A 14,783-nucleotide genomic window follows, 5' to 3' on the forward strand; every position below is an offset into this window, starting at 1 on the left:
CACCTGCTTCCCGAACCCACCCCGCGCGATCCCGGCTCCAGAGACCGTCCGTCGCGCGACCCCGGTCCCGGGGACCGTCGATCGCGACCGTGGCTTCGGGGGCCGTCCGTCGCGTGGCCTGGGCGGCGGTGAGGGTTTTGGCGGTTCGTCTTCGGGGGGCGTTTGATCGGTCGGTTACGGAGGCGGTGTGGGACCGTCTTTGCGCGGTTCCTTGCTGCTCTTGTTTTTATCGTTTTTCGATGTTTACCTGGGAGGGGATTTATCGAGAAACGATAAGGGGGTGGTCTCGGTGAGTGTCTCGCCGGGTCGGAACAGGGTGCCCGCCGTGGTGGCGGGGAACCGGTGGTTCGGGCGCCTGCATGTCATCGTCGTGCTCATGCTCATCGGTAGTGGCCTGGCGGTGCTCGGCGGGCTGCTCACGACGGTCGTCCTGGCACTGCAGTCCGGCCGGCACGTGGACTACGGCTTCCCGGGTCTGTGGCCGGCGCAGGACAAGGTCGACCTGGAGCAAGGGCTCACCCCTGGCACGCAGGTAGTGCGGACGATGGTCGAGCTGACGGCATTCAACGCCGGCGACAGGCCGGCCCTCACGGCGCTGTTCGTGCTCACCTGGCTGCCCACGACGCTGACCGCGTTCCTCGCCCTGTTCTGGTTGTCGCGGATCACCCTTCCGGGCGGCTTCGGCGACAACGTGCTGTTCTCCGTGAGGACCGTGACCCTGCTGCGGCGGATCGGCAAGGTGCTCGTCATCGGGTCCCTCGCGGCGGTCGCACTGGACTTCGCCGCCAAGACCGCGGCCGCCCATATCCTGCTCCAGGGCGCCTACGCGATCCCCGGTACGATCGTCTCGCCGTTCTTCGCGCTGGCGGCCGGCACGGGGGCGTACGTCGTGGCCGAGGTGATCCGCCGTGGCCTGGAAATGCTCGACGACTTGCAAGGGACGATCTGAGTGCCACCAGGAGAGTTCGCGGGCGGCATCGAGGTGCGGCTGGACGAGCTTCTGGCGGCACGCGGCATGACGCTGACCGAGCTCTCCTATCGGGTGGAGGTCACGATCGCCAACCTGTCGATCCTCAAGACCGGTAAGGGCAGGGCCATCAGGTTCTCCACCCTGACCCGCCTGTGCGAGGTCCTCGACTGCCAGCCCGGCGACCTTCTCCGCTACAGCGCCGCCGGTGAGTAGAGCAGGGCGGCCGGCGCCTGACGACGTTCGTTGCTTGCCGGGCGGGTCCGTCGCCCGACCTGGGGCTTTGGGGTTCCCCGAGTGTGACGAATGGGCATCAGGGGCCATGGCGCCTTGACCGCGCTCGCTGCTTGCCGGGCGGGCCCGTCGCTTGACTCGAGGTCTTCCCGGAGTGTGACGAATGGGCATCAGGCGTTGTGGCGGGTGAACAGGTCCGATCGGATCCGCATCTAACGGGATATGCGTCAAGAGTGCGACAAAGTTGGGACGTCGGCTCGAGTCTGGCTGGGGCATCCGGCGACCGTCACGGCGTTGATCGTGCTGCTGGTGAACGACCACTTTCTCAAACAGGTGTGGCCCGGCCTGGTCACCGGCAAGCTGAGCGACGTCGCCGGAATGGTGGTCGTCCCGCCGCTCCTTGCGCTGGTGCCGCTGCTCCTGTGCGGCGGTCACGCTCGCGGGCGACGACACGCCGACCGCGTGGCCCTCGCCGCCATCGTGGTGGTGGGAGCCGGTTTCGCTCTCGTCAAGACCACCACCACCGGTGCCGCCCTGGCGTCGCGGGCGTGGTCGGTCCTGTGGGGACCGTCCCTGGTACGCGCCGACGCCTCCGACCTGCTGGCCCTTCCGGCGCTCGGCGTCGCGTGGTGGATATGGCGGCTCGCCCGGCACGCCGCCGCGACGAACCCGGGCGCGGTGCGCACGGCGCGGTTCCTCGTGGTGGTGCCCCTCGCGCTGTTCGCCGTCGTCGCCACCCCGGCCCCGCCGCAGTACCCGCAGGCCGAGGCCGTCGATGTGCAGGACGGAGTGATCGTCGTCAGAAGCCGGTCCGACCTGCTGATCAGCAGGGACGGCGGCGCGAGCTGGAAGACGGCGGCCGAGGTCCCGCCCGGTGAGACCGCTCCGGGCGGGCGCCAGAAAGCCGATCACCCCGCGGCGGACGTGAGCGACGACCGGACGTCCCCGCATCGGTTCCTCTGGCCGGGCACGCACCGGGAGGCGTGCGTCCTCGGCGAGCCCCGGCGTTGCTACCGCGTCGATCCCCCCGCCCTGCAGGTGAGCGAGACGACCGATGGCGGCCTCTCGTGGTCCACCGCTTGGTCGGTTCCCCCGGAGACGCGGCAACGCCTCTTCGAGCTCTGCGATGGCGACGACGACTTCCTGTACTCGACCGCCCTCGCGGTGGCCCCCCGGCCGGGGGGCCACGTCGTGGTGGTGGCCAACGGGTGTGACGGAGTGGTGGTGCGCGACACGACCGGCGCCTGGCACCGATGGACGTTCCACTCCGACGGGGTGTCGCCGTCGCCCGGCGATCGGAGACCCCTTCGGGAACGACCGTTCCCCGTGGCGGACGAGAACGCCGATTCCCCTGGTGGCCTGCCCCTGCCGACCCCCGTCCTGGTGGCCGTGGGCCTGCTGCTGGCGGCACTCGTGACGGTCACGGCGATCGCGCTCGCCATCGACCGCCGGCGCGCGGCCTCCCGCCGCCGCGACGAGTGAGCACATCTCGCGGGGACGAGGAGCCGGATACTGCGCGAGGGAGCCGGATACTGCGCGAGGGAGCTAGATACTGCGCGAGAAAGGCGGATACAGCGCGAGATAGGCCGCAGGCGCCCGAGGAACGTCCGAGCCCAGACGAGGACCATTCGGTGTGAATCCGTCACCCTCGACCGCTGGCATGGCCCGCGTGCCGGACGTAGGTTTTAGTCGATCACGGTGGTGGTCGCCGGTCGCACAACGGGGGTTGACGCGGACCGGGGCGCGCGACAGCCACGCCCATGGGGTTTCGAGCGGGGCGGGTCCGCCCTGGGGGGATGTCTGATGAGGCGATTCTTACCGCGCCTGCGGGGCGCGGCCACACTCTCGATCGTGCTGGGTGGTGTCCTGGCGGCGCTGCTCGTGGTGCCCCAAGCGGCGGACGCGTCGGTGTCGGGAGGCGACAAGATCGCGTGGACGTATGTGTCGTCGAAGCAACCAAGGAAGTCGAACTGGAACAGCTCGGACGATGCTCCCGTGGGGAACGGCGTGGGACATGCCGGCACTTTCCGGTCCTTCTTCCGGATGGACGTCTCCAAGGTCTCGGGCAAGCACGTTCTGGCCGCCGTCTTCCGCGCCTACCAGAACAGCGGGCCCTGCGAGCCGGACGTCGAGTTGTGGGTGACCGGGGAGATCACCTCGGCGACGACCTGGAATCACCAGCCGCAGTGGCTGAGAAGGCTCAACGCCGCCACGGCTTCCGACCAGTTCGGCGCCTGTCGCTTCGGCTGGTCGGTGAAGGATCTCGTCGTCGAGGCCGCCGCCCGTGGCGACCGTTATCTCACCTTCGGACTGCGCGCCGTCGACGAGACCTGCCCCGCCGAACCGCACGTGTTCGAGAGCGACATCGCCGTGGACCCGTACTTTGGGACGACCGTCAGCCCGTGGCTCAACATCGAGTTCAACACCGCTCCTGACGTGCCGTCCCAGCTGGGATTCAACCCGGGCACCGGGTGTACCGGCACGCCGCCCACCGGGGACGGCCGGTACGCCAGGACGTTGACTCCGGTGCTCAGCGCCCGGTTCACCGACGCCGACGACAGCGTGCAGCAGGTCCGCGGGCACTTCCAATGGGCGGTGGCGGGAGGGGCGGCGCTGGGCGAAGCCGTCAGCGTCTTCCGCAACGTCGGGTCACGGCAGTGTGCCGCCGTGCCGGCCGGGCAGCTCGTGGAGGGCGGCACCTACGCCTGGCGCGTGCGGGCCGAGGACCGGTACCAGCCGCCCGGCGAGATCGAGTTCCTCAGCGACATGGGCGAGTGGAGCGCGTGGCAGGAGTTCAAGGTCGACCTCACGCCCCCGGCGCAGCCGGTCGTGTCGTCCACCGTCTACCCGGAGAACGCCCTGGGGGCGTGGGTCGGGACCCCCGGTGAGTTCGTCTTCACGCCCAACGGGTCCACGGACGTCGCCGTCTACCGTTACGCCACCGGCTGGGACGGTCTCACCGGAACGGTGACGGCCGGGGCGGACGGGACGGCCACCGTGACGGTGACCCCGACCGGCGGCGGGGACCAGACACTCCGCGTGTGGAGCGTCGATCGCGCCGGGTTCTCCGGTCCGCAGCGCATCTACGCGTTCACCGTCGACCAGAACCCCGAACCCTCCGTCTCGTCGGCCGTCTATCCGGCGGACGGGCCCGGCGGTGGCGCCGGTGTGCCCGGCGAGTTCACCTTCTCGGCCGGCGGGGGGAGGGGTGTCGTCGCCTATCGCTACCAGTTCGACTTCGGGACCGAAGTGGAGCTGCCGGCCGGTGAGAACGGCACGGCGAGGGCGACCCTGACGCCGGAGACCGCCGGCGCGCACGTCCTGAGCGTGGTCAGCGTGGACGGGGCGGGGTACGCGAGCCCTGCCCACACCTACTACTTCAGCGTCGACCCCGGGCCGGCCTCGGAGGACCCTGGCTCGGCGTAGTGAGCGGGTCCGCGAGCGTGTTCAGCAGGCGGGTGGCGGTTTCGACGTCCGGGGTGAGGGACCGGTCCTCGCCCCTTGGGTCGAGGTGGTCGCTCACCTGGGCGAATGCCTGGCCGGCGGGGGTGGCCGGGTCGGGGGTCAGGGCGCGCTGGCGCAGTGCCCGTACGGCGGCGACCAGCTCGCAGGCCAGGACCAGGCGGTAGGACGCGGCGGCCTGGAAGGTCTGCCGGGCCGACTGGGAGGCGAAGCTCGCGTGGTCCTCCATGCCCCGCGACAGGACGGCGTGGCCGAGCCCGGCCGGATAGGCGGCGTTACGAAGTTGGGCGAGCGCGGAGTTCGCGGAGTATTCGAGGATCATCACCCCCGAGCTGCCGGCAGGTCCCTCGGCGAGGAAGGGGCGCAGACCCGTGAACGCGGGCTCGGCCAGGGTGGCCAGGCGAGCGGTGGACAGGTGCGCGGTGTGCAGCAACGCGACCCTGAGATGGTCCATCGCCAGCCCGAGGGCCGCCTGGTGGAAGCCCCCGTGATGGTGGATCGTGGCGCTCGGCGGGTCCTCCGAAGGAGTGTGGAGGGAGATGAGGGGGTTCTCCGCCGCCGCGTTGATCTCGATGGCCAGGACGCGTTCCAGGGCGGACGCGGCGTCGACCGCCGGGCCGTGAACCTGGGGAAGGCACCGGTAACCGAAGGGATCCTGAATCCGAGGCGTCGGTGAGAGGCCGGTATGTGCGGGTTCTGGGATGTGAGGGCCCTGGGCCTCAGGTGTTCGGGGGGTGCTCAGGAGGCGGCGCATTTCGGCGGCGACCGCCACGCTGCCGGGGTGGGGGCGGGCGGCGTGCACCTGCTCGTCGTACGGCTCGGTGCTGCCGTCGACCGCGAGCAGGGAGAGGGCGGCGACCACGTGGGTCACGTGGAGCAGGCCGTCGATCTCCGACCAGGCGAGCGTGGCCTGTCCGATGGTCAGGGCACTGCTACTGCAGAACGCTAGCGCGTCCCCTGCCGCCGGTTTGACCGGTTCGGGCGGGGTTCCGAGGTGGCCGGCGGGTCTGTGGCCGGTTACGAGGTGGGCGGTCTCCTCGAGACCGGCCTCGTGGTCACCGGCCTCGTGGTCGCCGGGCGGTTGGTCGGAGGGGCGGTGGACGGTGGTCCAGGGGCGTTCGCCGATGAGGGTGAGGGCGGTTTCGGCGAGGGCGGTCAGGTCGCCGGTGCCGATGGCGCCGATCTCGTGGATCTCCGGCAGGTGGCCGGAGTTGAGCGCCGCCGCCATCGCCTCGGCGAATGCCGGTTGGAGGCCGCCGCCACCGGCCAGGATCTGGTTGGCCCGGACGGCGAGCATCGCGCGGACCTGGGCCGGGGGGACGAGCGGGCCGATGCCGCCCGCATGGCTGCGCAGCAGCCGTAGCCCGTGCGTGTCGGTGTCGGAGGACGCGACGTCCTCGGCACGGTTGGCGCCGACCCCGGTGCTGCGCCCGTAGACGGGGCGGCGCTTCGCGATCTCGATCGCGGCCTGCTGAGAGTCGGCGGCGCGGTCGAGGCCGGCACGGGCGAGCGAGACCGGTGCATGGGCGCATGCGATGTCCACGATGTCCGCCGGACGGGCCTGGGTCCCGTCCAGTGTGATCGTCCGCACCACCATCAGAGCCTCATATCCCGCCCTTTACCGTGCCTTCCGGCTGGACCCATTGACATGGTCATATACATCGGTAATCCTGCATGAAATTATACATTCACCACAAGAGGTGAATCGCTGGCGAACAACTCCAGCGCGGTCGCGGGTGAGGATGTGTCCGGGGTGAAGGGTGAGGACGTGCTCATGGCCGGGGGTCAGGGCCCGTCCGGGGTCGCCATGGCGGATGACGGTTCCCGGGTCGGGGTTTGTTTGCGGGAGTTGCTTGAGGGACATCGGTTGTCGCCCTCGCAGCGGCGGATCGCGCGGCATCTGCTGGAGCGTCCGCACGAGGCGGTCTTCTTGTCCAGTGTCGACATCGCCGAGGCGGTCGGGACCAGTCAGCCGTCCGTGACGCGGTTCGCGTTCGCGCTCGGGTTCAACGGATTTCCCGAGTTCCGTGACCATCTGAGGGCCGCCCTGCGCGACGGTGAGGGCGGGGGGCCGGCGGTGAAGGCCACGGGGTTGAACCCGGTCCAGGCCATGGTCGACTCCGAGCTGCGGAACCTGGAGCGGCTGCGCGACACCCTCGGCGACCCCGGGCCGCTCGCGGAGGTCGCCGCCGAGCTGGCGGCGTCCCGGCCGCTGCCGGTCATCGGGCTCCGGGTGTCGGCGCCGCTCGCCCGGTTCTTCGGGTATCTGGCCGCCAAGGCGCACCCCGACGTGCGGGTCATCGACACGGCCGGCTCGACGCTGGAGGACCGGCTCAGCCGGGCCAGGGCGGCCGGGGCGACGTGCGTGCTCGCGTTCGGTCTGCCCCGCTACCCGCGCGAGCTGCGAGACGGGCTGGCATGGGCCAGGCGGGCGGGCCTGCGGGTGGCGCTGGTCACCGACCAGCCGGTCAACGCGCTCGCCGAGCACGCCGACGTCGTGCTCACCGCGCCGGTCAGCTCGCAGTTCGCCTTCGACTCCCAGGCCGCGCCGAGCGTCCTGTGCGCGGCCCTGGTCCACTCGATGGTGTACGCGCTGCCCGCCCACGAGCAGGCGTCCATCGAGGAGTTCGAGAACAGCGCCACGGAGCGACGCCTGTTCCTGCCCGATTGAAGGGCCGGACCACGCCTGTTCCTCCCCGATTGAACGGCCGGACCACGCGGACCGGCCGGGTGGTGCGCGGCGGTGGGGCGTAGGGGTCAGGTGGGGGAGATCATGATTTGCACGACAGGGGCTTCGGTCGCCGGGGCGCGGGTATCCGCACCGGGACCGGCGGCCGAGCCAGGAGAGGAACGGCGATGAGTGAGGACGTCCGGCGGGTCATCCGCTCGCCCCGGGGCAGCGAACTGTCCTGCCAGGGATGGCAGCAGGAGGCCGCCTTCCGGATGCTGCACAACAACCTCGACCCCGAGGTGGCCGAGCATCCCGACAAACTGGTCGTCTACGGCGGGACGGGCAAGGCGGCGCGGGACTGGCCGTCGTTCGACGCCATCGCCCGCACCCTCCAGGGGCTCAAGCAGGACGAGACGCTGCTCGTCCAGTCCGGGCGGCCCGTCGGCGTGATGCGGACCCACGAGTGGGCGCCCCGCGTGCTGATCGCCAACTCCAACCTGGTGCCCGACTGGGCGAACTGGGAGGAGTTCCGGCGCCTGGAGGCGGCTGGGCTGACGATGTACGGGCAGATGACGGCCGGTTCGTGGATCTATATCGGCACCCAGGGCATCCTGCAGGGCACGTACGAGACCTTCGCCGCGGTCGCCGCCAAGCGGTTCGGCGGGACCCTCGCCGGGACGATCACACTCACCGCCGGGCTCGGCGGGATGGGCGGCGCCCAGCCGATGGCCGTGACCATGAACGACGGTGTGGCGATCTGCGTCGAATGCGACCCTTCGCGCATCGCCAGGAGGATCGAGCACCGCTACCTCGACGTCCAGGCCCGCGATCTGGACGACGCGCTCCGGCTGGCCGTCGAGGCGCGTGACGCCCGCCGCCCGCTGTCGATCGGCCTGCTCGGCAACGCCGCCGAGGTGCTGCCGAGACTGCTGGCCATGGACGCGCCGATCGACATCGTCACCGACCAGACCTCGGCGCACGACCCGCTGGCCTACCTGCCGCTCGGCATGGACGTCGACGACATGCGCGCCGAGGCGGACAAGGACCCCGCCGCGTTCACGTTGCGCGCCCGCGAGGCGATGGCGACGCACGTGGAGGCGATGGTCGGTTTCCTGGACCGGGGTGCCGAGGTCTTCGACTACGGCAACTCCATCAGGGGCGAGGCCCTGCTCGCCGGGTACGCGCGGGCGTTCGACTTCCCCGGCTTCGTGCCCGCCTACATCCGGCCGCTGTTCTGCGAGGGGAAGGGGCCGTTCCGGTGGGCGGCGCTGTCGGGCGACCCCCGCGACATCGCCGCGACCGACCGGGCCATCCTCGACCTGTTCCCCGAGAACGAGTCGCTGGCCCGGTGGATCAAGCTGGCGGGGGAGCGGGTCGCCTTCCAGGGGCTGCCCGCGCGCATCTGCTGGCTCGGGTACGGGGAGCGGGACAAGGCGGGCCTGCGGTTCAACGACATGGTGGCGTCCGGCGAGCTGCGGGCGCCGCTGGTCATCGGGCGCGACCACCTCGACTGCGGGTCGGTCGCCTCGCCGTACCGCGAGACCGAGGCGATGCTCGACGGTTCCGACGCGATCGCCGACTGGCCGCTGCTCAACGCCATGGTCAACGTGTCGTCGGGCGCGTCGTGGGTGTCGATCCACCACGGCGGCGGCGTCGGCATCGGCCGGTCCATCCACGCCGGGCAGGTCAGCGTGGCCGACGGGACGGCGCTGGCGGCCCAGAAGCTGGAGCGCGTCCTGACCAACGACCCGGGCATGGGCGTGATCAGGCACGTCGACGCGGGGTACGACCGCGCCTCGGAGATCGCCGCCGAGCGCGACGTCGTGATCCCGATGGCCGGCGGGGGGACGCGGTGACGGGCGGAAGGGCGCCGTCAGGCGGGGACAAAGCGGGCAGCAGGGCGATGGCCGGCGGGGACCAGATGCCGGACGGCAGGACCATGGCCGCTGGAGGGACCCCGTGACGGACGGTGGCGGGTCGGCGGGGCGGTTCCGGGAGGTGTGGGAGGAACTGGCGGCGATCGGCGGCGGGGACCCGGGCGGGTACCGCCGGTTCGCGTGGACACCCGTCGACCTCGCCCTGCGCGGCTGGTTCCAGGAGCAGGCGGCGCTGCGCGGCATGACGTACGAGCGGGACCGCGACGGCAACCAGTGGGCCTGGTGGGGAACCCCGGCCGCCGGGGCGGTGGTGACCGGCAGCCACCTGGACAGCGTGCCCGGCGGCGGGGCGTTCGACGGCCCGCTCGGCGTCGTCTCGGCGTTCCTGGCCGTGGACGAGCTGCGCGCGCGGGGCGTCGTCCCGGCGCGCCCGATCGCGGTGGTCAACTTCGCCGACGAGGAGGGCGCCCGCTTCGGCGTGGCGTGCGTGGGCAGCCGCCTGCTCACCGGCGTCCTGGCCCCGGACGACGCCCGCGCGCTGCGGGACGGCGACGGGGTGACGCTGGCCGAGGCGATGCGCGCGGCGGGCGCCGACCCCGATGCCATCGGCCGCGACGAGGAGGTGCTCGGGCGCATCGGGGTGTTCGTGGAGCTGCACATCGAGCAGGGCAGGGGGCTGGTGGGCCTGGACGCGCCGATCGGCGTGGCGAGCGCGATCTGGCCGCACGGCCGGTGGCGCTGCACCTTCCACGGTGAGGCCAACCACGCGGGCACCACCCGGCTGGCCGACCGGCACGACCCGATGCCGCCGTTCGCCTCGACCGTGCTGGCGGCCAGGGCGGCGGCTGAGCGGTGGGGCGCGCTGGCGACGTTCGGCAAGGTGCTGGTCGACCCCAACGGCACCAACGCGATCCCGGCGCGGGTCGACGCGTGGCTCGACGGCCGCGCCCCGGACGCCGCCACCGTGGACGGGATGGTGGACCAGATCGCCGAGGCCGCCCGGGCGGCGGGGGCCGAGCACGGGGTGCGGGTCGAGGTGGTGGCGGAGTCGGTCACCCCGGTGGTGGAGTTCGGCGACGAGCTGCGGGACCGGATCGCGAAGGCCCTCGGCGGCGTCCCCGCCCTGCCCACGGGCGCGGGCCACGACGCGGGGATCCTGTCGGCGTCGGTCCCGAGTGCGATGATCTTCGTAAGGAACCCGACGGGGGTCAGCCACAGCCCGGCCGAACACGCCGGGACGGACGACTGCGTCGCCGGTGTCGCCGCTCTGACCACGGTCCTGGAGGACCTCGCATGCCGATGACCTCAGCGGACGCGGTCCTGTTCTACGCCGACCATGCCTGGCTGGGTGGGGAGGGGACGGCCCGGGGGGTCGTCATCGAGACCGCCGGGGGGCGGGTCACGGGCGTGCGCCAGGATGTGCCGGTGCCGCCGCCGGGGGCGACGCACCTTCGGGGGATCACCGTGCCGGGGCTGGCCAACGCCCACTCCCACGCGTTCCACCGGGCCCTGCGCGGGCGCACCCAGCGCGAGCGCGGCACCTTCTGGACGTGGCGCCGTCAGATGTACGCGGTCGCCGACCGCCTCACCCCGGACGGCTACCACGCGCTGGCGCGGGCCGCGTACGCCGAGATGGCGCTCGCCGGGGTGACCTGCGTGGGCGAGTTCCACTACGTGCACCACGGCCCGGGCGGGCGCCCGTACTCCTCGCCCAACGCGATGGGCGAGGCGCTGATCGCCGCCGCGGCGGACGCCGGGATCCGCATCACGCTCCTGGACGCCTGCTACCTGCGCGGCGGGTTCGGCATGCCGCTCGAAGGCCCGCAGTCGCGCTTCGGCGACCGGGACGCCGCCGCGTGGGCGGAGCGGGTCTCGGACCTGAAGGGCGGCGCGCACGCGCGGATCGGCGCGGCCGTCCACTCGGCACGCGCCGTGCCGTCGGAGGAGATCGGCGTGGTGAGCGGCTGGGCGCGCGAGCGGGACGCGCCGCTGCACTTCCACCTGTCCGAGCAGGTCGCCGAGAACGAGGCCTGCCTGTCGGCCTACGGCCGGACCCCTGCGGAGCTCCTCGCCGAGCACGGGGCGCTCGGCCCGCTGTCCACGGCGGTGCACGCCACCCACCTCACCGGCCGGGACGTCACCCTGCTCGGGGACTCCGGCACCGGGGTCTGCATGTGCCCGACGACCGAGCGCGACCTCGCGGACGGGATCGGCCCGGCCCGGGCGCTGGCGGACGCGGGCTCGCCGCTCTCGCTCGGCAGCGACAGCCACGCCGTCGTCGACCTGTTCGAGGAGGCGCGCGGCGTGGAGCTGGACGAGCGGCTGGCCACCCGCCACCGGGGGCACTGGCTCGCCGCCGACCTGCTGCGCGCCGCCACCTCGGGCGGCCACGCCTCCCTCGGGTGGCCGGAGGCGGGCCGCATCGAGGCGGGCGCCCCGGCGGACCTGGTGACCGTCACCCTGGACTCGGTACGGATGGCCGGCTCGGCCACCGGCTCCCTGGTGGAGTCGCTGGTGTTCGCCGCGACGGCGACCGACGTCCGCGAGGTGATCGCCGGGGGCCGCCACATCGTCGGCGACGGCCACCACCTGCTCGTCGGCGACGTCCCCGCCGCCCTCACCGCCGCGATCACGGAGTCGACGTGAATTCCCTGCCCATCGCTTTCACGGCCGCGATCACGGAGTCAACGTGAGTTCCCTGCTCATCGCCAACATCGGGTCCCTGGTCACCAACGATCCCGGCATCGGCGAGGGTCCGCTCGGTCTGGTGCGTGACGCGGCGCTGGTCGTCGAGGACGGGCGGGTGGTCTGGGCGGGCCCCGGGTCCCGGACCCCGGAGGGGGCGGCGCGGGAGCGCTTCGACGCCGCCGGGCGGGCGGTCATCCCCGGGTTCGTCGACAGCCACGCCCACCTGGTGTTCGCCGGGGACCGCGCGCCGGAGTTCGAGGCCAGGATGTCGGGCCGCCCGTACACGGCCGGGGGCATCCGCACCACCGTCGCCGCCACCCGTCAGGCCACCGACGGCGAACTGGATGAGAACGTTCGCCGGCTGGTCGCCGAGGCGCTCCGGTCGGGCACGACCACAATCGAGTGCAAGTCCGGGTACGGCCTCACCGTCGAGGACGAGGCGCGAAGCCTGCGGGTCGCGGCCGGGCACACCCCCGAGGTGACCTACCTGGGCGCCCACGTGGTGCCGCCCGAGTACGCGGCCGACCCCGACGCCTACGTGGACCTGGCGCGCGGGGCGATGCTCGACGCGTGCGCGCCCCACGCGAAGTGGATCGACGTGTTCTGCGACCGGGGGGCCTTCGACGGGGACCAGACCAGGGCGATCCTCACGGCCGGCAAGGCCAGGGGCCTGGTCCCCCGGGTGCACGCGGGCCAGCTCGGGCCCGGTCCTGGGGTGGCGATCGCGGTCGAGCTGGACGCGGCGTCGGCCGACCACGTGACCCACCTCAGCGACGCCGACGTGGACGCGCTCGCCTCAGGGGGGACGGTGGCGACGCTCCTGCCCGGGGCGGAGTTCTCCACGCGGTCGCGCTACCCGGACGCGCGCCGCCTGATCGACGCGGGGGCCACGGTCGCGCTCGCCGCCGACTGCAATCCGGGGTCGAGCTACACCACCAGCATCCCGTTCTGCGTCGCGCTCGCGGTCCGTGACATGAACATGACGCCCGCCGAGGCGGTCTGGGCGGCCACGATGGGCGGCGCCCGCGCCCTGCGCCGTGCCGATATCGGCCACCTTGGGCCCGGCGCCCGCGCCGACGCCGTCCTGCTGGACGCCCCGTCCTACGTCCACCTCTCCTACCGCCCGGGCGTCCCGCTGGTCGCCCGCGTATGGAAGGACGGCGTGCCCGCCGCCTGATCGTCCGCGCGGGGAAGGACAGGGCTCGGGGGATGGGCCGTCAAGGACGCGTCAGTTCTCCCGGCGTCCGCGTCAGAGGCGTGTCAAGAAAGCGAAGGTTGTCGCCGATCCGACCTAGCGTTCCTTTCAGACCGATTTGACGGTCCGACGGGTCCACAGGAGGAAGATCATGAGAAACGGCGCCGATCCCCTCTCAGGGGTGTCCACTCGGTTCCCCCGGCCACCCCTTTCGCGGGAGTCCTGATGTGCGCCCTAACCCAGAACATGGCCACCATCCCACCCGAAGACCCCCCACACCCCACCGACCCGCCCCGTGAGCCGCGAGCCGTCGCGAAACCTTCCGGAAGGAGGACGTCATGACCGTCGTCGCCGAGGTTGTGCGGGGGCCGTGGCCCGGGTCTGTGGAGTTCGGGGCGCGGGGGGAGGTGACGGTGGCGGGGGTGTCGCTGGTGGAGATCGCTGCCCGGTTCGGCACTCCCAGTTATGTCATCGACGAGGCCGACGTGCGCCGCCGCTGTCGTGAGTACAAGGCGGCGCTGCCCGGTGCCGAGATCGCCTACGCCGCCAAGGCGTTCCTGTGCCGTGCCATGGCGAGCTGGATGCGCGCGGAGAGGATGAGCATCGACGTGTGCAGCGCCGGCGAGCTCGCGGTCGCGCGCTCGGTCGGCTTCCCCGCCGAGCGGATCATCTTCCACGGCAACGCCAAGACCCCCCGCGAGCTCACCGCCGCCGTGAACGAGGGCGTCGGGCGGATCGTGGTGGACAACCTCGCCGAGATCAGCAGGCTCGCCGCGCTGGTCCCGGCGGGGCGGCGGCAGAAGGTGCTGGTCAGGGTCATCCCCGACGTCGGCGCGGGCGCACACGCGGCGCTCCGCACGGGCGGGGAGGACCAGCAGTTCGGGCTGTCCATCGCCACCGGTGCCGCGGGCGAGGCCGTGGCCAGGGTGCTGGACCAGCCGAGTCTTGAGCTGACAGGCCTGCACTGCCACCTCGGCTCGCAGATCCGCGCGCCGGAGCCGTACGAGACCGCGGTGCGCGTGATGGTGGAGCAGACCGCAAGGGTCCGGGAGCGGCATGGGGTGCTCCTGCCGGAGCTGGACCTCGGCGGCGGCCACGGGATCGCCTACCTGCCGGGGGAGCACGGCCTGGACGTGGCCGAGTTCGGCCGCCGGATCGACCGCGCCCTGCGGGAGCGCTGCGCCGCTCGCGGGCTGCCCGTCCCGCGCCTCATCGTGGAGCCGGGCCGGGCGATCAGCGGGCCCGCGGGCGTCACCCTGTACCGGGTGATCTCCGTGAAGAGGGGGCTCACCCGGACCTACGTCGCGGTCGACGGCGGCATGAGCGACAACCCCCGGCATTCGCTGTACGGCGCGCCGTACGAGGTGCGGCTGGTGGGCCGCGCGTCGAACGCGGGGACGCGCCCGGTGCACGTGGTGGGCCACCACTGCGAGGCCGGGGACGTCCTGGCCGAGGACGCGCCGCTCCCGGCCGACGTCCACCCCGGCGACGTGATCGTCATGGCGGCCACCGGCGCGTACCACCACTCCATGGCCTCCACCTACAACCTGACCGGCCGCCCTCCGGTGGTCGCCGTCGGCGAGGGCGGGGCCCGGCTGGTGGTCCGCCGCGAGGGCGCCGAGGATCTGATGCGCCGCGACGTGGGACTCTAGCCCCGCCGCCGGATCCCAGCACGGTCCGGACGCCCCC

At 72.5% G+C, this 14,783-nt stretch carries 11 protein-coding genes; 10 read left to right on the forward strand and 1 reads right to left on the reverse strand.

All coding sequences use genetic code 11. The features are described from left to right. The first annotated feature begins 325 nt into the window (after positions 1–325). The 4 genes from NYZ98_RS11350 (at position 326) to NYZ98_RS11365 (ending at position 4,627) form a co-directional block, all read left to right on the forward strand. The gene (locus tag NYZ98_RS11350; protein WP_262842577.1) at positions 326–949 is read left to right on the forward strand and encodes a DUF2975 domain-containing protein; all 624 of its coding nucleotides are present in this window, start codon (positions 326–328) and stop codon (positions 947–949) included. After that, positions 950–1,183 (forward strand): helix-turn-helix domain-containing protein, encoded by a 234-nt coding sequence (locus NYZ98_RS11355; protein WP_262842578.1) that lies wholly within the window; start codon positions 950–952, stop codon positions 1,181–1,183. 312 nt (positions 1,184–1,495) lie between these two features. Further along, the gene (locus tag NYZ98_RS11360) at positions 1,496–2,683 is read left to right on the forward strand and encodes a hypothetical protein (RefSeq protein ID WP_262842579.1); all 1,188 of its coding nucleotides are present in this window, start codon (positions 1,496–1,498) and stop codon (positions 2,681–2,683) included. 321 nt (positions 2,684–3,004) lie between these two features. Then, positions 3,005–4,627 carry a hypothetical protein gene (locus NYZ98_RS11365; protein WP_262842580.1) on the forward strand — a complete coding sequence of 541 codons (1,623 nt, stop codon included), beginning with the start codon at positions 3,005–3,007 and terminating at the stop codon, positions 4,625–4,627. Here the strand turns inward: NYZ98_RS11365 and NYZ98_RS11370 are convergent. Further along, positions 4,581–6,260 (reverse strand): aromatic amino acid ammonia-lyase, encoded by a 1,680-nt coding sequence (locus tag NYZ98_RS11370; protein ID WP_262842581.1) that lies wholly within the window; start codon positions 6,258–6,260, stop codon positions 4,581–4,583. The two genes, NYZ98_RS11365 and NYZ98_RS11370, sit on opposite strands and share 47 nt — an antisense overlap. 156 nt (positions 6,261–6,416) lie before the next feature. Here NYZ98_RS11370 and NYZ98_RS11375 point away from each other — a divergent pair, with 156 nt between their 5' ends. The 6 genes from NYZ98_RS11375 to lysA all read left to right on the forward strand — a co-directional run bounded on the left by NYZ98_RS11375 (position 6,417) and on the right by lysA (position 14,746). Next, a complete protein-coding gene (locus NYZ98_RS11375) occupies positions 6,417–7,334 on the forward strand; it encodes a MurR/RpiR family transcriptional regulator (RefSeq protein WP_262842582.1) in 918 nt (305 codons plus the stop codon). 185 nt (positions 7,335–7,519) lie between these two features. After that, on the forward strand, positions 7,520–9,190 hold the full coding sequence (hutU, locus tag NYZ98_RS11380) for a urocanate hydratase (RefSeq protein ID WP_262842583.1): 1,671 nt from the start codon (positions 7,520–7,522) through the stop codon (positions 9,188–9,190). A 103-nt stretch (positions 9,191–9,293) separates the two neighbouring features. Then, positions 9,294–10,514: an allantoate amidohydrolase gene (locus NYZ98_RS11385; protein ID WP_262842584.1), complete on the forward strand. Its 1,221-nt coding sequence runs from the start codon at positions 9,294–9,296 to the stop codon at positions 10,512–10,514. Continuing rightward, positions 10,505–11,857, forward strand: coding sequence for a formimidoylglutamate deiminase (locus NYZ98_RS11390; RefSeq protein WP_262842585.1), 1,353 nt, complete (start codon positions 10,505–10,507; stop codon positions 11,855–11,857). Before NYZ98_RS11385 ends, NYZ98_RS11390 begins: the two co-directional genes overlap by 10 nt. 43 nt (positions 11,858–11,900) lie before the next feature. Beyond that, positions 11,901–13,076 (forward strand): imidazolonepropionase, encoded by a 1,176-nt coding sequence (gene hutI / locus NYZ98_RS11395; protein ID WP_262842586.1) that lies wholly within the window; start codon positions 11,901–11,903, stop codon positions 13,074–13,076. A 356-nt stretch (positions 13,077–13,432) separates the two neighbouring features. Next, a complete protein-coding gene (gene lysA, locus NYZ98_RS11400) occupies positions 13,433–14,746 on the forward strand; it encodes a diaminopimelate decarboxylase (protein WP_262842587.1) in 1,314 nt (437 codons plus the stop codon). Positions 14,747–14,783 lie beyond the last annotated feature (37 nt).

It is taken from the genome of Sphaerisporangium corydalis (assembly GCF_025506355.1).
Taxonomy (GTDB): Bacteria; Actinomycetota; Actinomycetes; order Streptosporangiales; family Streptosporangiaceae; genus Sphaerisporangium; species Sphaerisporangium corydalis.

Bases quoted from the DNA above. Each gene is read 5' to 3' on its own strand.
- NYZ98_RS11365 (WP_262842580.1), top strand. From the start codon at position 3,005: ATGAGGCGATTCTTACCGCGCCTGCGGGGCGCGGCCACACTCTCGATC.
- NYZ98_RS11370 (WP_262842581.1), bottom strand. From the start codon at position 6,260: ATGGTGGTGCGGACGATCACACTGGACGGGACCCAGGCCCGTCCGGCG.
- hutU (WP_262842583.1), top strand. From the start codon at position 7,520: ATGAGTGAGGACGTCCGGCGGGTCATCCGCTCGCCCCGGGGCAGCGAA.
- NYZ98_RS11390 (WP_262842585.1), top strand. From the start codon at position 10,505: ATGCCGATGACCTCAGCGGACGCGGTCCTGTTCTACGCCGACCATGCC.
- lysA (WP_262842587.1), top strand. From the start codon at position 13,433: ATGACCGTCGTCGCCGAGGTTGTGCGGGGGCCGTGGCCCGGGTCTGTG.